The organism is Niallia sp. HCP3S3_B10, assembly GCF_052064465.1.
In the GTDB taxonomy this organism is placed as follows: domain Bacteria; phylum Bacillota; class Bacilli; order Bacillales; family Cytobacillaceae; genus Niallia; species Niallia hominis.
Genome location: NZ_JBQHVO010000022.1, coordinates 1 through 18,848, shown reverse-complemented (window position 1 = coordinate 18,848; position 18,848 = coordinate 1). Strand labels below are relative to the sequence as shown.

Sequence of the window (18,848 nt, the reverse complement as noted above, 5' to 3'; positions counted from 1 at the left end):
ATAGAATTGTAGCAAAGTCATTTTTATATAGAAGAAATGAATTGATATTTTTGTTGTCGGTAGTAGTTATCTTATTTTTGAATAAAGGAAGGGGAATAATATGTATTTTGCTAACGATGAACATTTAGAAAATTATAAATGGCTGATGCAATTATATGCTTTAAGCCACGGTAAAGATTTAGAGTATGAAGCAAATATTTATATCGCTTCATACCCCGAAGTATTTAAATGTTTTTGTAAGGATAATATTGATCTAAGCTGTGGTCCCCTTGCTGATATTTTTGACGATGAACGTGGTCATAATGCTGCTGCGTTGACAGGTTCAACCATAAGAATGGTTGATTTAGGAATGTCTCTTTATAATGATTATAAGGTTTCGGTAGCGGAAATCATTTGTGCTGTGAACGATGAAAAGTTAGTAGATGTATGTATTGAGGCTATACGTATTAGAGCAGGAAAGTATCGATAATGACTTTATAACAAGGAATATTAATAAAGCTTTTTATATAAAAAGTAAGCGAGATTTAGAGACACGTTTTGAAAACTTTATGATTAAGGAGTTGTTTTAAAATGATTGTTATTGTTGATAAAATTGGAACTGGTTCTGAATGTGATCCAATCAGACCAGACACAACTGCTTCTGATTGGCAAGTTGTTGAAGAGCTTGAGACAAAATTTGTTATTGAAATATTAGATGATAACGTCTGACTAACGGATTTCATTATAAGAGGGGGTTAATTATGCCTTGTGTAAGCTTAGCTCATTACAGAATCACAATTACTCCCCCAGACCATTTACTCATTAGAAGGATAAAAAAGGATCGGTTGTTTATTTTTACGAATAACCGATCCTTTTATTTAAATCTATTGTAGATACTTTTTTATTTCCTCAGATTTAGGCACTTTTCCTGAAACTATTAACTGTTCGTCAACAACGAGTGCAGGTGTACTCATAACCCCATATTTTGCAATTTCCTTAAAATCTGTTACTTTTTCAATAGCAGCATCTATACCAAGTTCTTCAATTGCTACTTCTACATTGTTTGCTAATCTTTTACAATTTGCACAACCGGGTCCTAATACTTTAATAATCAATTTAAGCATCTCCTTAACAATATAATATGGTGAAAAATATGGTAATCCCTATGAAAATAGGAAATCCAGCGAATTAAATGTGTAACCAATAATAATAATTCCTAAAGCACATATAGCGATAAAAGTAGCTAATAATTTTGGCTTCACTACTTTACTTAACATAATTAGAGAAGGCAGGGATAAAGCTGTAACGGCCATCATAAAAGAAAGGATGGTTCCTATTTCTACACCTTTTCCAAATAAAGCTTCTGCAATTGGTAAAGTTCCAAAAATATCAGCATAAATAGGTATGCCAACAAGGGTTGCAATTAAAACAGCAAATGGGTTGTTCTCTCCGATAACTGTTTCAATAACCGATTGTGGAATCCAATTATGAATCAATGCACCAATTCCAACACCAATAAGAATGGCGTACCAAACCTTTTTATAGATGGACTTTACCTGTTCAACAGAATAGTTGATTCTGTCCTTATAAGTTAACTCTTCTATTTGTCCATCTATGTTGCTGTGTCCTGATGTTACAAAGGATTCTACCTGATTTCCTAAATTCAATTTATCAATAAGTGTACCGCCAATTACGGCAAGGATTAAACCAACAATTACGTAAATGGCAGCGATTTTCACTCCGAAGAATGACGTTAATAAAAGAAAAGAAGCAAGGTCTACCATCGGTGAAGAAATTAAAAAAGAAAAAGTGACACCTAATGGTAAACCTGCAGATGTAAAACCGATAAAGATGGGTATACTGGAACAACTACAGAAGGGAGTAATCGTTCCAAGTAATGCACCGAGAATATTTCCTTTTATCCCTTTGATCCCGCCCAAAAGTTTTTTTGTCCTTTCAGGTGGAAAATAACTTTGGATATAGGATATGAAAAAGATTAAAACAGTCATTAAAATAAAAATTTTAATGGTGTCATAGATAAAAAAATGTATACTTCCTCCGAGTCTTTCTTCAATAGGAAGTTGAAAAACTCTTTGCACAAGCAATTTGACTAGATCAGAAAGCCATTCCATTTTGAGAAGCTGGTCATTCAGCCACGAAAATATCTCCATAATATTTTCCTTCTTTCTATTGTTCTTACCTTAAATAAGGAAGAACCTTTTCTCTTTGCAGACGATAGACGGTGAAACGTCCTTCTTTCCGAGACCTAATCACATTTCCTCTTTCTAGGAGTTTCAAATGATGTGAAACAGTAGAGGTTGGAATATCCAAACCAGATACTATTTCACACATACATAAGTCATCAATCGCTAACATCCCAATAATTCTTAATCGCGTCTCATCCCCCAACGCTTTGAAAAACTCTGCTTTTTCCATTCGTTTATCATTTTCTTTTAAAAATGGTAGTTCTTCTTCAGATTGATTTACAATGTTTTTTGTTTCTTGATTATCTTTTACAGTTGTTTTTGTTGAAAGTGGTATTTCCATATGCATATGTTTCAACCTCCTACTATAAGTATAAAACTAGTTTTATAGTTTTGTTGTTTTTTATTATTAACTTTTTGTGAACAATAATTAGGTTTATTGAAAAATAGCAGTTGGAAGTGGTCGATACTATAGTAAATAGAACTTCCCTTGACCCTGTACTATGGTACAGGGTTTATAATATATTTGAGGTGAGATAGATGCGATATCGTATTGGGGGACTAGCTGAAAAGTGTGGTGTTAACAAGGAGACTATTCGGTATTATGAGCGTTTAGGTTTAATTCCAGTGCCAAATCGTACCGAAAAAGGATACAGAATGTATTCTCCACAAACGGTTGATCGATTACATTTCATAAAACGGATGCAGGAATTGGGTTTTACCTTAAATGAAATTGACAAATTGCTAGGGGTTGTTGATCACAACGAAACAAAGTGCCGTGACATATATGATTTCACTGTTCTTAAATTAGGGGACATCCAGCGTAAAATTGAAGATCTAAAAAAAATGAACAAATGTTGATAGACCTTAAAGAAAGATGTCCTGAAAACAAAAATATTTACGAATGTCCTATTATCGAGGCTTTAATGAATTAAGAAAAGAAAACAGTAGAAAATTTACGAAATAATAAATTTTTAAAGGTAGAAGTATTATGGGGGATTGTTGTAGTAACGTCAAAGAAATAAAAGTTGAAAATAATGGTAGTTGTCCATCATGCAAAAATAAGGCTAAGAATGTAAAGTTAATTACACTAAAATCATTACTTAAACCATCTGCATTAGAAACATTAAATGCTAAAGAAAATCATTATTTTTGTTCAAATAAAGTCTGTGATGTAGTCTATTTTGATACGAATAATAAAAAGTACCTTGTATCTGACTTGAAGGTAGCTGTACATCAAAAAGATGAATCAGCAACTACACCAATTTGTTATTGTTTTGATTGGACAAAAGAAAAAATTAAACAATATGTGGAAAATGGACTTACTCCTAAACCAGTAGAACATATTCGCGAAAACATAAAAGAAAACCGATGTGGCTGTGAGGTAAACAATCCACAAGGTAGTTGTTGTTTAGGGAATGTTACAACTTATATAAAAAACATATCTTAATAAAAAGAGCTAGATATAAATTTTCACTGCTTTCGTTTTCAACAAATAAAACAAGATGCAGTAATAAAACATAAAGCACACATCTATTTAAAATGATATGTGCTTTTATGATTATGATGTTTGTTTATCTTTGGAAATAAATAGTAAAAGCTGAGTAACAATAGCAAGAATAGGCAACTCTAACAGAGGACCAATAACGAGTGTTAAAGCAATTAAAGGTTGGTCTGGGAATGCAGTCATGGCAATTGCTAAAGCGATTGGAGAATTTCTTGCTAGAGTAGTTAAACCCAGACTTGCTCTGTCCTTGTATGGAAACTTCATAAGCTGTCCAACCTTTTGGCCAACAACAAAATTAATGATGAAAAATAAAAGGATCGGAATGGTGATTTGCCACATTAAATCTAGGTTATCAAGCAATAGTTGTCCTTGCGAAGCAAACATCGCAACGATAGCAAGACTAAGAAAAATAATAGGTAACACGCTGAGGTTAGAGATAAGGTTGTCTCTTAACTGTTGTTTGTTTCTCAAGACCATTTTTGTTAGAAAAGCTAAAACTAAAGGTAAGAATAGAGCAATTAAAATACTATCCATCAGAAATGAAAATTCTATAACCCCTGTTGTTCCCCCAAAAATAAGAAGATAAATAGGCAACAAAATGACCTGTAAGATTAAGTTTAGAGGTAAGATAGCTGTTGATAATGCAACATTTCCTTTTGCGATCCCTGTGAAGATTAAGTACCAATCAGTACATGGTGTAACCATCAGCATAATGAATCCAATATATAATGCTGGATTGTCACCTAAAAAACCTAATGCTAGTAGCCATGCTAAAATAGGTGTCCAAACAAAGTTTATAATGATTGAAGTATATGTAAACTTAATGTTTTTAAAAGCTATCCATATTTCTTCAATAGGAATTTGTAAGAAAGTAATATACAACATAGCTACTAGTATAGGGACAATAAAACTTTCCGCATTAGCTCGTATTAGTTCTACTTGTCCTATGCTTAAACCAATAATTACAGCTAAAAAAATAATAAAAGTATATAACTTTTCGATTAAATTCATTGTAATCTCCTAACAATAATAAATAAAATACAATCGTTACTTTATCATAAATTGATGCGTATAAGAATTAATTGTTTTGATATTACAAAGGTTTTTGTTTTCATTTTTTCTTAATAAATTAATAAAAAAACAGTTGCAAAACATATATAAGTGAAATATTATATAAGTAAATTATTATATAAGCGAATTGTTATTTGTTTATATTTAGGTCAATGTGGGAGGTGTACATCTTGCAATTAGCCACGGTAGAGATTGAAAAAGTTGCAGCTATCTTAAAGCTCTTAGGTGATAAGACAAGATTAACGATGGTAAAAATGCTGGCCACGAATGATTATTGTGTTTGCGAATTTGTTGAAATTTTTAAAGTGAGCCAACCTGCTATTAGTCAGCATGTTCGTAAATTGAAGGATCTTGGAATTGTTACGGAAACTAGAAAAGGGCAATGGATTATTTACTCATTGAATAAAGATAGTGACTATTATCCATTAATCACAGATTTACTGCAACGTCTTCCCAATCAAGATTATAAACTACAGGAATTAGAGGAACAGGGGTTACGTATCTCGTGTGACTAATGGAGGTAAGGAATTTGATAACTGCAATATTAGCATCAGTCATTTTTTTGGCAACACTCATTTTAGTTATTTGGCAGCCTAAAGGATTGAATATCGGTTGGTCTGCCTGTGGTGGAGCCATCCTAGCTTTACTAGTGGGTGTAGTCGGTTTTAACGATGTGTTCGAAGTTATCGGCATTACTTGGAACGCAACATTATCTTTTGTCGCTATTATCATTATTTCATTAATCTTAGATGAGATTGGATTATTTGAATGGGCCGCACTGCATATGGCAAGAGCTGCTAAAGGTAATGGAGTAAAAATGTTTGTCTATGTCAGTATTTTAGGAGCGATTGTTGCTGCATTATTTGCTAATGATGGCGCTGCCTTAATCCTGACACCGATTGTCCTAGCGATGGTGCGTAATTTGAATTTTAAAGAAAAACTAGTGTTTCCTTTTATTATGGCAAGTGGATTTATCGCAGATACAACTTCATTGCCATTTGTTGTCAGTAACTTAGTTAACATTGTATCTGCCGATTTCTTTGGAATTGGGTTCGTAGAATATGCTTTTAGGATGGTTATACCGAACTTATTCTCATTGCTTGCAACGATTACGGTGTTATTAGTGTATTTTAGAAAAAACATTTCAAAAACGTATGATTTATCTAAATTAAGACAACCGATAGATGCCATTAAAGATCCAAAAATGTTTCGTCTCTCATGGGTTGTTTTGGGGATATTACTAATTGGATACTTTTCAAGTGAATTCATTAATATTCCTGTTTCAATTGTGGCAGGGATAATTGCTATTGTCTTTTTATTGGTGGCTCGAAGGAGTAAAGTCGTTAATACAAAAGCAGTTATTAAAGGCGCTCCGTGGAATATCGTGTTTTTCTCAATTGGAATGTACATTGTTGTATATGGTCTAGGAAATGCATGGCTAACCAATTCATTAGCTAGTGTTATTCAGGCAACTGCCGAGCAAGGGTTATTTGTTGCGACGATAGGAATGGGCTTTATTGCAGCTTTCCTATCATCCATCATGAATAATATGCCAACGGTTATGATTGATGCATTAGCCATTGCTGAAACCAATACTTCAGGTGTTATCCGAGAGGCGCTGATTTATGCGAATATCATTGGATCTGATTTAGGTCCAAAGATTACACCAATTGGTTCTCTTGCAACTTTAGTGTGGCTCCATGTTCTATCTCAAAAAGGGGTTAAAATTTCATGGGGAACTTATTTCAAGACGGGTATTGTTTTAACAATCCCAATCTTATTTATCACTTTACTAGGTCTGTTTTTAACTTTATTAATTATCTAAAAGGAGAATGATATTATGTCTAAAAAAACAATTTATTTCTTATGTACAGGTAATTCATGCCGTAGCCAGATGGCAGAAGGATGGGCTAAAAAGCATCTCAGTGATGAATGGGAAGTAAAAAGTGCCGGAATTGAAGCACATGGATTAAATCCAAATGCTGTTAAAGCCATGAGTGAAGTAGGTATTGACATTTCAAATCAAACTTCAGACATTATAGATCCTGAAATTCTAAATAATGCGGACTTTGTTGTAACTTTATGTGGAGATGCTGCGGATAAATGTCCGATGACACCACCACACGTAAAACGTGATCATTGGGGCTTTGATGATCCCGCAAAAGCAGAAGGTACAGAGGAAGAAAAGTGGGCTGTATTCCAACGTGTTCGTGATGAAATTGGTGAAAGAATCCAACGCTTTGCGGAAACGGGAGAATAAGCAGACAATAGAATAACCAAGAGGATTTCCTCTTGGTTTTCTTTAAATAAACAAATAAGTAAATGCTTATTTAATAATATATTGGGAGGCTTTTACATGAATAAAGTTGAGATTTTTGATCCTGCAATGTGTTGTTCCACGGGAGTATGTGGACCAAGTGTTGATCCAGAGTTAACTAGAGTAGCGTCTGCTGTTTATTCATTAGAGTCAAAGGGCTTTAATATTAAACGATACCAACTAACAAGTGATCCTGATAAGTTTGCGGAAAATGAAGAAATAAACCGTGTATTTATAGAAAAAGGACCGAATGCCTTACCAGTGGTTTTAGTTAATGACAAGTTAGTAAAAGTGGGAAGCTACCCTACAAATGAAGAATTTGCAGAATGGTTTGGAGTAAAACCAGAAGAATTATATGAAAAACCAAAATCACGAATTTCGTTTAATTTAAATCAACTATAATCCATTCGAAAGAAGGCAAAAGATATGTATCCATTATTTAGTCCGAATCATGTTGATACTCAATTTTTATTTTTAACAGGAAAAGGCGGAGTAGGAAAAACATCGACAGCTTGTGCAACAGCAGTAGCATTGGCGGATAGTGGAAAAAGTGTATTGTTAATAAGTACAGATCCTGCTTCTAATCTGCAAGATGTATTTGGAATCGAACTTACAAGCACCCCAAAAGCAGTGCCAGCCGTTGAAAATTTATTTGCAAGCAATATTGACCCAGAAGCATCCGCAAAAGCTTACCGTGAAAGTGTGGTTGGTCCATATCGTGATAAATTTCCAGAAGCAGTAGTGGCTACGATGGAAGAACAATTGTCAGGTGCTTGTACGGTTGAAATTGCTGCATTTGATGAGTTTACGGGTTTTCTTACAAATAGTGAAATTACAGATCAATATGACCATATTATTTTTGATACAGCGCCAACTGGTCATACGTTACGCCTTTTACAACTCCCAACAGCTTGGAATGGATTTTTAGAAGAAAGTACGCATGGCGCATCCTGTTTAGGCCCTTTATCTGGGTTAGCAGATAAAAAGAGTCTTTATTCAAACGCAGTATCTGCCCTTTCTAACCCTTCTAAAACGACGCTTATATTGGTAACCAGACCAGATGTTTCATCTCTTTTAGAAGCAGATCGTGCTTCAAAGGAACTGAAAGAAATTGGAATTAAAAACCAAATGCTCATTATAAATGGCCTTCTTCAAAATCACAATGAGAACGATGAAATCTCATCTGCTTTTTATCATCGACAAAGAGATGCGTTAAAACAAATTCCGGATAATTTACATGAGACTATTACGTACTCGTTACCGTATGTTTCCTATTCTTTAACAGGTGTAGAAAACCTTCGAAACTTGTTTAAACCATCCAAAGTTTTAGCAACTTTGAATGAAGAAATTCCATCCGTAAATCTTCCGGGATTACAAGCTGTCATTGATGACTTTTCAGTAAAAGGTACAAAGTTGATTTTTACAATGGGTAAAGGTGGTGTTGGAAAAACAACTGTTGCATCAGCTATCGCAGTTGGCTTAGTTGAAAAAGGACATCAGGTCCATTTAACCACTACAGATCCGGCAGCACATTTGGACTATCAATTCCAAAGTGGTCATCTAAATCAAAACCTAACCATTAGCAGCATTAGTCCGAAAAAAGAGGTTGAAAAGTACAAAGCTGAAGTGCTTTCGAAATCGAGTAAGGATTTAGATGAAGCTGGACTTGCTTATTTAAGAGAAGATTTAGAATCACCATGTACAGAAGAAATTGCCGTTTTCCAAGCCTTTGCAGAAGTTGTAGCTAAATCGGAAAATGAGATTGTCGTCATTGATACAGCACCCACAGGGCATACCTTACTATTATTAGATGCCTCAGAGTCTTATAGTAAAGAAATCGAAAGGTCAACAGGAGAAGTGCCAGAAAGTGCAAGAAAACTGTTGCCACAAATTCGAAATCCAAAAGAAACATCTGTAGTGATTGTCACACTGGCAGAAGCGACACCTGTTTTAGAAGCATCTAGATTACAAGACGATTTAAGACGGGCAAGTATAAATCCAAAATGGTGGGTCATTAATCAAAGTTTATCTGCCACTAATACAAACGATCCTATTTTAAAAGGGAAAGCATTGGCAGAAAAAGAATGGATTCAAGAAGTGAGGGATAACAAGTCTGAAAAGTGTGCCGTTATTCCGTGGTTACCAGAAGAAAAAATTGGGTACAACAAGCTAAAAGATTATATTCATTAATCAGTGGGGGAATCGAGTATGGAAAAAGTGGTGATTTTAGGAACAGGTCCAGCAGGGTTAACAGCTGCTATTTATCTTGCAAGAGCAAATATGAAACCAGTTGTGATTGAAGGTGATCAACCGGGCGGACAGTTGACTCTTACAACAGAGGTTGAAAACTTTCCGGGTTTTCCTAACGGAATCATGGGACCAGAATTAATGGAGAATATGAGAAAGCAAGCAGAGCGTTTTGGGGCTGAATTTAAAAGAGGCTGGGTTACAAATATAGATTTATCAAAGAAACCATTTTGCTTAGATGTTAACGGTATTGGTGAAATTGAAACGGAATCACTTATCCTTTCAACAGGTGCTTCCGCAAAACTTTTAAATATACCGGGAGAGAGAGAACATAGGTCGCGGAGTTAGTACATGTGCCACTTGTGATGGGTTTTTCTTTCGCGGTAAAAAAGTGATTATCGTTGGCGGTGGGGATTCTGCTATGGAAGAAGCGAATTTTCTAACAAAGTTTGCAAGTGAAGTCATCATTGTCCATAGAAGAGATGAACTCCGAGCTTCAAAAATTATGCAGGATCGTGCGAGAGAAAATGCAAAAATATCTTGGAAACTTAATAAAACACCACTAGAAGTAATGGCAGGAGAAAATGGTGTTACAGGGTTAAAAGTGAAAAATAATGAGACCAATGAAGAAGAGATTATTGAAACGGATGGGATTTTTGTCGCTATCGGACATAAACCAAATACATCATTTTTGAATGGTCAGATAGATACAGATGAAACAGGGTATATCAATGTTGTACCCGGTACTACTGAAACCAATGTTCCGGGGGTATTTGCTTGTGGGGATGTACAAGACAAAAAATACCGTCAAGCGATTACTGCCGCCGGTACGGGATGTATGGCAGCACTAGATGCGGAAAGATATTTAGAAGGAAATGCAGTTCATGATTGGAGTAAATCATCATAGCAGGAGGGAAAACATGACAACAAAGAATTATCAAGAATTAGTAAAGGAACGTATTTACATCGGTGGTGCAGATGATGTAGAAGATATGATGAAAAATGAAAAAGTAGATGTCATCTTTGATTTAAGAGCAGAATCTCCAAAGGCTAGCTCTAATTATAATCGTATACACAGCCCTATTGTGGACGATGCTGAACGCCAAGATGAATCTGTTAAGAAATCCATTGAACAGGTTGTGAATGCGTATAATGAAGGGAAAAACGTTTATTTCCACTGTCAAGGTGGGAGTAACCGTACAGGTACTGTTGCAATCGGTACATTATTGGCTTTGGGAAATGCAAGTACAATCGAAGAAGCAGAAGAGATGGCTAAGAACGTACGGCCAAAAATTAGTGTGAAACCAGAGATGAAAGAGACACTGAGAAGAATTTATCCAAATGCATAGTAAATATAAAGGGAGAGAAATAAAATGAAAATTACAGATGGGGCTAAACAACTGTTAGAGAACTTTTTACAAGAAAAAGGAGCAGAAGGAATTCGTCTTTCTACTGTTGCGGGATGTTGTGGCCCGCAATTTACGATCACCTTAGATCCACCGATAGAATCGGATAAGATCGAAACGATTAATGGAATTAAAGTAGCCTTCGATTCAAAAGTTACGGGTACTGAAGAATTAACATTAGATATAGAGGAAAATCAAAATGGTGCTGGATTAGTTTTAATCGGTGCTAGCAGCTGTTGTTAAAGGAAAAAAATTAGAGTGGCAAAATAATAATAGTCGAAGCTGTCATTAGGCAGCTTTTTTTTGTTGTAATTACAGTTTCAGTACCTCGTCATTTTACGACGAGGTACTTCTCTATATAAATAAAGTGACAATTTCATGGATAAGTTCAAGTTGAAAGATTGTCAAAACTTCAAAGTATTGAACATGATACCATAGTACTATAAAATAGGGGTATCAAGCTTAATCAATACTTATGTTCATAAATATATCTCAAATTTTAATGAAAAGGGGTGGTTATTTGAAATATGGGTATGCAAGAGTAAGTACGATGCATCAGGATTTACAGGTTCAACTGAAACAGTTAGAGAATGAAAACTGTGACAAAATATACTCAGAAAAATATTCAGGGACAAACAAAAAGCGACCTGAATTTCAGAAGTTGATTGATATGTTACAAGAAGGAGATACGTTGGTTGTTACAAAACTAGACCGTTTTGCTCGGAGTACACAAGATGCTCTTGAAATCATTAAAGATTTATTTGAACGGAATATTAAAGTTCATGTATTGAATATGGGAGTTATCGAAAATACACCCACTGGAAGGTTAATTTTCACGATTTTCTCAGCGTTTGCAGAGTTTGAACGAGATATGATTGTAGAACGAACTCAAGAAGGGAAAATGTTGGCAAAGCAGAATCCTGACTTCCGAGAGGGGAGGCCAAAAAAATTTTCAAGGCAGCAAATTAATCATGCATTATCATTACTAGATAATCATTCGTATAAACAAGTGGAAGATATGACTGGGATTTCGGTATCTACGCTTGTTAGGGCTAAAAAGAAAAATAAAGCCGAGCAAATCAGAACAAAGATATAATAAATAATAGAAGCATAATGGATTATATATATGGAGGATAAATCAATGAATGAAGAATTAAGACATATTCAAACAGGCACAAATATACAGGAAAAAGCAAATTTAATCTGGAGCATTGCTGATGCTCTAAGAGGCTTATACAAGCCACATGAGTATGGCGAAGTGATTTTACCAATGACAGTAATTAAACGCTTTCATGACACTTTATTACCTACGAGGGATAAAGTTTTGGAGACATATGAAAAGGTGAAACACTTAGAAGTAAAAGGTGGATTTTTACAAAAAGCATCTGGTTATGTTTTTTATAATATCAGCAATTATACATTTGAAAATTTATTATCGGATCCGAACAATATTGAAGAAAATTTCCTTGCTTACTTACATGGGTTTTCCGAAAACGTACAGGATGTTTTGAAGAACTTTGACTTTGAAAGAGAAATCACAAAATTAGCTAATAATGATAAGTTATTTTTTATTATTCAAGAATTCAATTCAGAAAAAGCCTATATGGGACCAGACAAAATAACAAGCACGGACATGGGGTATATCTTTGAAGAACTAATTAAGAAATTCTCAGAGAGCTATGATGAAGAAGCTGGTTCCCACTTTACAAGTAGGGATATTATATATCTCATGACAGACCTACTTATTGCAGAAGAAAAAGACGTTCTTATTGATGAGGGTGTTGCTAAGACAGTATATGACCAAACAATGGGTACATCTCAGATGTTAAGTGCTATGGAAGAGCGATTAAAAGCATTAGATGCAGAAGCAGAAGTGACTACTTTCGGTCAAGAAATAAACGAACAAACTTATGCTATTGCAAAAGCAGATATAATGGTTCGGGGTGGTAATCCGGAGAATATGAAATTAGGAAATACATTAAGTAATGACATGTTTGAAGGTTTTACTTTTGATTATTGTATTTCGAACCCTCCATTTGGAACAGATTGGAAATCGGAATATAAAAAAGTTAAGGAAGAGCATGATAAGGGTAAACATGGCCGTTTTGGAGTAGGTTTGCCGAAAAAAAATGATGGACAACTCCTATTTTTATTAAACGGTCTTAGTAAATTAAAGAATACTGGTAGAATGGCAATAATTCATAATGCTTCGGCTCTATTTACAGGTGCTGCTGGCAGTGGAGAAAGTGAAATTCGTCGTTACGTTATTGAGAACGATTGGCTTGAAGCAATAATACAATTACCGAATGATTCATTTTACAATACTGGAATTGCAACGTATATTTGGATACTGACGAAAAATAAACCAAAGCATCGAATCGGAAAAATTCAATTGATAGATGCATCTAATATGTATATGTTGAGACGTAAAAGAATTGGGAGTAAACGAGTTGACATTACTCCTGAATGTAGAGAAATTATAGTTCATGCATATGGAGAATTCTTAAATAAAAAGTATTATCTCAACGAGAAATCTGTAGAGTCGAAAATTCTTGATAATATTGAATTTGGATACTATAAGGTCACTGTAGAGACACCTCAGTATGATGATTTTAGTAATTTAATCATGAAAAATGGAAAAAAAGTACCTGACCCTACAAAAAGAGATACTGAAGAAATACCATTAAAAGAGGATATAAAAACTTATTTTGAAAAGGAAATAAAACCTTTTAACTTAGATGCTTGGATTGATGAAAAGAAAACGAAAATTGGTTATGAGATACCTTTCACTAGATTGTTTTATAAATTTACTCAGCCTGAAAAAACAGAGGATATAGCTACAAGAATTAAACAACTAGAAGAAGAAATACATAAAGACTTCGAGATATTGTCTGGTCAGGAGGTGGTAATAGATGAGTAGACCAACGAAAGATAGTCGAATAGAGTGGATTGGTGAGATTCCCGTACATTGGGAGGTAGGTAAGGTAAAACATTTATTCTTTAGAAGTAAAGAAATAAATAATGAGAACAATCCTAAAGTACTTTCTCTTGCAAGAAGTGGTATTAAAGAGAGAAATATTTCAAATAATGAAGGCCAACTAGCTGCTAGTTATGACAACTACAGTATAGTAAAAGAAGGCGATTTATTGTTAAACCCTATGGATTTAACAAGTGGAGCTAATTGTAATTACTCATTTATAGAAGGCGTTATTAGTCCTGCATATATCAATTTAAGAAGCAAAAATGAATGTTCTAGTAAATATTATGATTACTATTTTAAGTTACAATACTGGTCTTTAGTTTTCTTTGCACATGGAAAAGGGGTTTCATTTGAACATAGATGGACATTAAATAATGAAACTTTAATGAACTTTGCTATTCCAATTCCACCAGTGGAAGAACAGGTTAAGATATCAAATTACTTAGATAATAAGGTTTCTCAAGTTGAGAACCTAATTGACAAAACCAAACTTTCTATTATTGAATTAAAAAAATACATGCAATCACTTATAATCGAAGCTGTTACTAAAGGGTTAACTCCAAATGTGGAAATGAAAGAGACTGGTGTGGAATGGCTAGGTAGCATTCCATTTCATTGGAAAGTTAGTAAGTTGAAAAACATCTTTGAAATAAAAAAAATTATTGCAAATGATTTAGGTTATGATGTTCTATCAGTAACCCAAAAGGGATTGAAAATCAAAGATATTCAAAGTAATGAGGGTCAGCTTTCCTCTGATTACAGTAAATACCAAATTGTAGAGATCAATGATTTTGTTATGAATCATATGGACTTATTAACTGGTTGGGTTGATTGTTCTAAGTATATTGGTGTAACAAGTCCTGATTATCGCGTGTTTAGATTTAAAAACAATATTGATTTTAATCATGAGTATTTTAAATACTTGTTACAGGGCTGTTACTTAAATAAAACCTTCTATGGATTTGGTCAAGGAGTGTCAAATCATGGTAGATGGAGATTGCCGACAGATGAGTTTTTGAATTTTTATTTTCCTATTCCTAGTATTGAAGAGCAAAATCAAATCGTTAATTTTTTAACAAGGAAAATACAAAAAATTGATGAACTCATTGATAGTAAAGAAGAGCTTCTTAACGAAATGGAACAATTTAAGAGGTCACTCATTTATGAATATGTCACAGGTAAAAAGGAGGTCATTTAATTGACTATCCAAGATAATGAAAAACGTTTTGAAGAAGATATAGAGTCATATCTCTTAAATAAAGGTGGATACATAAAGGGAAATCAAGTAAATTACAGTAAAGAAAAAGCGATTGATATAAGTCAGTTATTAGAGTATATCAGGGAAACACAAGAGAGAGCTTGGACACGGTATGAAAAAATTTATAAGGATGAAACAGAGAAAAAGCTATACAAGCGACTTAATGATGAAATAGAAACCAATGGGTTACTTCATGTTCTTAGATATGGAATTACCGATCGTGGAGTTAAGCTTAAAGTAGCTTCATTTCGACCTGAATCAACCTTAAACGAGAAGATAATTAAAGATTATAATTCAAATCGATTAACAGTAACACGTCAATTTGCTTATTCAACTGAGAATAATAATACATTGGACATGGTCCTATCTTTAAATGGAATTCCAGTTGTAGCTTTAGAATTGAAGAATCAGATTAAAGGACAATCTGTAGAAAATGCTAAAAAACAATTTATGTATGACCGGGATCCACGTGAACAAATTTTTCAATTCAATAAACGTGTGTTGGTATATTTCGCGGTAGATTTGTATGAGGTATGGATGACAACTAAATTAAACGGTAAAGATACTTTCTTTTTGCCGTTTAATCAGGGTTCTAACGGTGCAGGTGAAGTGGGTGGAGCTGGAAACCCTGTTAACCCGGAAGGATACGCAACAGCATATTTATGGGAAAAGGTTCTCGCAAAAGATAGTTTGATGGATATTTTGCAAAGATTTATGCATTTGGATGTAGAAAAGAAAAAGGTAATAAAGAATGGAAAAGAAACAACTAAAATCTCTTCAAAACTAATTTTCCCACGATTTCATCAGTTGGATGTTGTAAGGAAATTAGTGAATCATGTTCGTATAAATGGTAGTGGTGAAAATTATTTAATCCAGCATAGTGCAGGTTCAGGAAAGTCAAATAGTATTGCTTGGCTGGCTTATCATTTATCAAGTTTGCACAATGAAGAGAATAAGTCTATTTTTTCTTCGGTAATTGTTGTGACTGATAGAACCGTATTAGACAGACAGTTACAAGATACAATTTCAAGCTTTGACCATGTTACCGGGCTTGTAGAGACTATCGGTGAAAATAAATCCTCAAAGGATTTAAAAAATGCAATTAACGATGGGAAAAGAATAATCATTACTACTCTTCAAAAGTTCCCTGTTATTTATGAAGAGGTTGAAGTAAATAAAGGTAATAACTTTGCCATTATCGTTGATGAGGCCCACTCTTCTCAAACAGGGACAAGTGCTAAAAAGTTAAAGTCAGCATTAGCTGATACTGAAGAAGCATTAAGAGAATATGCGGAGATTGAGGGAGAACTAGAAGCCAATCAATTGGATCAAGAAGATAAACTTGTTAAAGAATTGTTAACACATGGAAAACATAGTAATCTTAGCTTCTTTGCCTTTACTGCTACGCCGAAAGAAAAAACATTAGAGATGTTTGGCACAAAACAATCGGATGGTTCATTTAAACCATTTCATATCTATAGCATGAGACAAGCTATAGAAGAAGAATTTATTTTGGATGTCCTACAAAACTATATGACTTATAAAACATCATTTAGAATTGCTAAAGATGCACCAGATAATCCAGAACTCCCGGCTTCACAGGGGGTTAAAGCAATTCGTAGATATGAATCATTGCATCCACATAATTTGCAGCAAAAAACCGCGATTATGATTGAGCAATTTCGTGACGTAACGAGAAATAAAATTAAGGGAAGAGCAAAAGCAATGGTTGTTACAGCCTCCCGATTACATGCAGTACGTTACTTTCACGAGTTTAAAAATTATATAAAGAAAAAAGGCTACACTGATATGGATGTTTTAGTGGCATTTTCAGGTGTAGTTAATGATAGAGATGAAGAGTTCCGAGAGTCTAGCTTGAATAAAACCAAAGATGGAAAAAGAATTTCTGAAAACCAGCTAAAAGAAGAGTTTCATACTGACAGCTTTAATGTGTTGATTGTTGCTGAGAAATATCAGACAGGCTTTGATGAACCATTACTGCACACGATGTTTGTTGATAAAAAGTTATCGGGAGTAAAGGCTGTTCAAACATTGTCCAGATTAAATAGAATGCATCCTGATAAAGAGGATACCTTTATTTTGGATTTTGTTAATGAAGCGGAGGATATTAAAAAAGCCTTTGAGCCGTACTATGAAGTAACTTCTTTAGATAAAGAAATTGATGTTAACTTGATTTATGACACTAAAACGAAATTACGTAATTTCAAGGTTTATAATGATCAAGATATACAGCAATTAGTAAAGATGTATTTTAAAGAGGGGAAACAAACAGATACGGATTTAGGAAAAATGGCAAGTGCTTTAAAGCCGATCATTAATCGTTATCAGGAGCTTGATGATGAAACTCAGTATACATTTAGAGTAACTGTCCGTAATTTTAATAAGTGGTATTCCTATATTACACAATTAACTCGTATGTTCGATAAAGAATTACATGAAGAATACGTATTTACTTCTTACTTAATTAAATTTATTCCTAAGAATAAACGGGAAAATATAAATATTGAGGATAAGTTAAAACTTGAGTATTACAAATTGGAACGGACTTTCGAAGGTAACATTGCGTTAGAAAAAAATGCTGGTTATAATGTATTGAAAAATCCTGAATCCATTGACACTGGGGTAAAGCCTCTAGAAGAAGATGAGCTATTGGAAAATATAATTAAACGTGTGAATGAGCGATTTGAAGGTAAATTTACAGATTCCGATAGGGTTATAGTAGAAGGAATTTACAAAAAAGCGGTTAGAGAAAACAAGAAGCTAAAACGATTTGCACAAAATAATGATGCAGAGATATTTGAAAAAAGTATTTTTCCAGATGTATTCGAAAGAGTGGCTCAGGAATTATATTTAGAACAAATGGGATCATATTCAAAACTTTTTGAGAACCGTTCATTTTACAATACTGTATTAGAAGAAGTGGCTAAAGAGGCCTATAAAGAGTTGAGAAAATGATCTGGAAAGTATGAAAAAAGCCCCGATACACAAGGTATATTTATTGCGTATTGGGGCTTTTCAATATTCAACAATTAACAAATAGAAATGATAAATTAATGTTACTGTTAATTTTATTTCCCAATTAAAATATCTTGATAAAGAAACTGTTTATGTTTGAAGGATTCGACCCCACCTTCAAGTAAATTTACAATGTGTAATAAAATTGATTTTTCGGTAGGATATCCAGTTGCTTCTACCCAGCCATTAGTGTTATTTGATGCCATGACAATTACCTGTTCCGCTTTGGAATTTGTAACAATTGTAGAGTTATGTGTTGCGATTATTACCTGCCGTTTTGATTTGGCTTTCCTTAAATCGCTTACCAAATTTTTATAGATATATCTATTATCTAAATTGTCTTCTGGCTGATCAATAATTAGTGGCGTATAATCATTTGAAAAATCACTGTAAGATAAAATGAATGATAACATAGCAACCACTTTTTGGCCTAAAGATAATTCTTTAACGCTTTTAAACATCTTTCCAACTGACCTGTTTGTTTCCATGTTATTTATATTAAATTCTAAATCAAATTCATCAATATCCAGTAAGTAGTTTTTTATTAGTTCGACTGCATGAGGTAATCCGTTTTCCAGTACTCTTCGGCGTATAATATCAAAAAATGTTGTTACATTATTACTCGATATATCAATAATTCCCTCGTCTACTTGTTTTTTAGATAGGGAAGAAGTATGTTTTTTGATATTCTCCAAATCTAATATTTTATTATAATTCTTTTCGCTAAGTAATAAAAAAACATTAATAGGATCAGATTGAGTCAAGTTTTTGTGGGAGTTTTTTTTAGCTCCCTTTTTATAAAGTAAAACTTCTAATTTTGTATCCGTTTTCTAAATGTTTTCT

General features: G+C 33.8%; 19 protein-coding genes and 2 pseudogenes. 16 read left to right on the top strand and 5 right to left on the bottom strand.

Annotated features, from left to right (window positions below; all coding sequences use genetic code 11):
- The first annotated feature begins 100 nt into the window (after positions 1-100).
- On the top strand, positions 101-469 hold the full coding sequence (locus tag ACTNDN_RS11425) for a hypothetical protein (protein ID WP_031540529.1): 369 nt from the start codon (positions 101-103) through the stop codon (positions 467-469).
- A 101-nt stretch (positions 470-570) separates the two neighbouring features.
- Complete coding sequence (locus ACTNDN_RS11420) at positions 571-708, top strand: hypothetical protein (RefSeq protein ID WP_155986811.1); 138 nt, start codon at positions 571-573, stop codon at positions 706-708.
- A gap of 155 nt (positions 709-863) precedes the next feature.
- Here the strand turns inward: ACTNDN_RS11420 and ACTNDN_RS11415 are convergent, their stop codons facing one another.
- From ACTNDN_RS11415 to ACTNDN_RS11405, 3 genes are read right to left on the bottom strand one after another with little or no spacing between them, the layout of a single operon-like run.
- Positions 864-1,103: a thioredoxin family protein gene (locus tag ACTNDN_RS11415; RefSeq protein WP_311072218.1), complete on the bottom strand. Its 240-nt coding sequence runs from the start codon at positions 1,101-1,103 to the stop codon at positions 864-866.
- 39 nt (positions 1,104-1,142) lie between these two features.
- The gene (locus ACTNDN_RS11410) at positions 1,143-2,150 is read right to left on the bottom strand and encodes a permease (protein WP_031540531.1); all 1,008 of its coding nucleotides are present in this window, start codon (positions 2,148-2,150) and stop codon (positions 1,143-1,145) included.
- 25 nt (positions 2,151-2,175) lie between these two features.
- Complete coding sequence (locus ACTNDN_RS11405; protein WP_042354773.1) at positions 2,176-2,532, bottom strand: ArsR/SmtB family transcription factor; 357 nt, start codon at positions 2,530-2,532, stop codon at positions 2,176-2,178.
- A gap of 191 nt (positions 2,533-2,723) precedes the next feature.
- Here ACTNDN_RS11405 and merR1 point away from each other — a divergent pair.
- Both merR1 and ACTNDN_RS11395 read left to right on the top strand, forming a co-directional pair.
- Positions 2,724-3,118, top strand: a pseudogene (merR1, locus tag ACTNDN_RS11400) (mercury resistance transcriptional regulator MerR1).
- A 56-nt stretch (positions 3,119-3,174) separates the two neighbouring features.
- Positions 3,175-3,633, top strand: coding sequence for a putative iron-sulfur cluster-binding metallochaperone (locus ACTNDN_RS11395; protein ID WP_031540533.1), 459 nt, complete (start codon positions 3,175-3,177; stop codon positions 3,631-3,633).
- A 111-nt stretch (positions 3,634-3,744) separates the two neighbouring features.
- On the opposite strand, the gene ACTNDN_RS11390 is transcribed toward ACTNDN_RS11395, so the two are convergent.
- The gene (locus ACTNDN_RS11390) at positions 3,745-4,701 is read right to left on the bottom strand and encodes an arsenic resistance protein (protein WP_031540534.1); all 957 of its coding nucleotides are present in this window, start codon (positions 4,699-4,701) and stop codon (positions 3,745-3,747) included.
- Positions 4,702-4,931: 230 nt separating this feature from the next.
- Here ACTNDN_RS11390 and ACTNDN_RS11385 point away from each other — a divergent pair, with 230 nt between their 5' ends.
- The 12 genes and pseudogenes from ACTNDN_RS11385 (at position 4,932) to ACTNDN_RS11330 (ending at position 17,945) form a co-directional block, all read left to right on the top strand.
- A complete protein-coding gene (locus ACTNDN_RS11385; RefSeq protein WP_031540535.1) occupies positions 4,932-5,276 on the top strand; it encodes an ArsR/SmtB family transcription factor in 345 nt (114 codons plus the stop codon).
- Entirely contained in the window at positions 5,276-6,586 is a 1,311-nt protein-coding gene (locus ACTNDN_RS11380; RefSeq protein ID WP_031540536.1) for an arsenic transporter, read from the top strand. The genes ACTNDN_RS11385 and ACTNDN_RS11380 overlap by 1 nt, the downstream gene beginning before the upstream one ends.
- A 15-nt stretch (positions 6,587-6,601) precedes the next feature.
- Positions 6,602-7,021, top strand: a complete 420-nt coding sequence (gene arsC / locus ACTNDN_RS11375) for an arsenate reductase (thioredoxin) (protein WP_031540537.1) — start codon at positions 6,602-6,604, stop codon at positions 7,019-7,021.
- A gap of 96 nt (positions 7,022-7,117) precedes the next feature.
- Positions 7,118-7,480 carry an arsenite efflux transporter metallochaperone ArsD gene (gene arsD, locus ACTNDN_RS11370; protein ID WP_031540538.1) on the top strand — a complete coding sequence of 121 codons (363 nt, stop codon included), beginning with the start codon at positions 7,118-7,120 and terminating at the stop codon, positions 7,478-7,480.
- Between the two features lie 24 nt (positions 7,481-7,504).
- Entirely contained in the window at positions 7,505-9,268 is a 1,764-nt protein-coding gene (gene arsA, locus ACTNDN_RS11365) for an arsenical pump-driving ATPase (RefSeq protein ID WP_031540539.1), read from the top strand.
- An 18-nt stretch (positions 9,269-9,286) separates the two neighbouring features.
- Positions 9,287-10,232 (top strand): annotated as a pseudogene (gene trxB, locus ACTNDN_RS11360) (thioredoxin-disulfide reductase).
- 13 nt (positions 10,233-10,245) lie between these two features.
- A complete protein-coding gene (locus tag ACTNDN_RS11355) occupies positions 10,246-10,674 on the top strand; it encodes a protein-tyrosine phosphatase family protein (protein WP_031540540.1) in 429 nt (142 codons plus the stop codon).
- 24 nt (positions 10,675-10,698) lie between these two features.
- The gene (locus tag ACTNDN_RS11350) at positions 10,699-10,974 is read left to right on the top strand and encodes an adhesin (RefSeq protein ID WP_031540541.1); all 276 of its coding nucleotides are present in this window, start codon (positions 10,699-10,701) and stop codon (positions 10,972-10,974) included.
- A gap of 277 nt (positions 10,975-11,251) precedes the next feature.
- Positions 11,252-11,827, top strand: a complete 576-nt coding sequence (locus tag ACTNDN_RS11345; RefSeq protein WP_031540542.1) for a recombinase family protein — start codon at positions 11,252-11,254, stop codon at positions 11,825-11,827.
- Between the two features lie 45 nt (positions 11,828-11,872).
- Positions 11,873-13,651 carry a type I restriction-modification system subunit M gene (locus ACTNDN_RS11340; protein ID WP_042354775.1) on the top strand — a complete coding sequence of 593 codons (1,779 nt, stop codon included), beginning with the start codon at positions 11,873-11,875 and terminating at the stop codon, positions 13,649-13,651.
- On the top strand, positions 13,644-14,909 hold the full coding sequence (locus ACTNDN_RS11335; protein WP_031539228.1) for a restriction endonuclease subunit S: 1,266 nt from the start codon (positions 13,644-13,646) through the stop codon (positions 14,907-14,909). Before ACTNDN_RS11340 ends, ACTNDN_RS11335 begins: the two co-directional genes overlap by 8 nt.
- On the top strand, positions 14,910-17,945 hold the full coding sequence (locus ACTNDN_RS11330) for a type I restriction endonuclease subunit R (protein ID WP_031539229.1): 3,036 nt from the start codon (positions 14,910-14,912) through the stop codon (positions 17,943-17,945).
- Between the two features lie 113 nt (positions 17,946-18,058).
- Here ACTNDN_RS11330 and ACTNDN_RS11325 read toward each other — a convergent pair whose 3' ends face one another.
- On the bottom strand, positions 18,059-18,769 hold the full coding sequence (locus ACTNDN_RS11325; protein WP_441131271.1) for a hypothetical protein: 711 nt from the start codon (positions 18,767-18,769) through the stop codon (positions 18,059-18,061).
- Between the last annotated feature and the right edge of the window lie 79 nt (positions 18,770-18,848).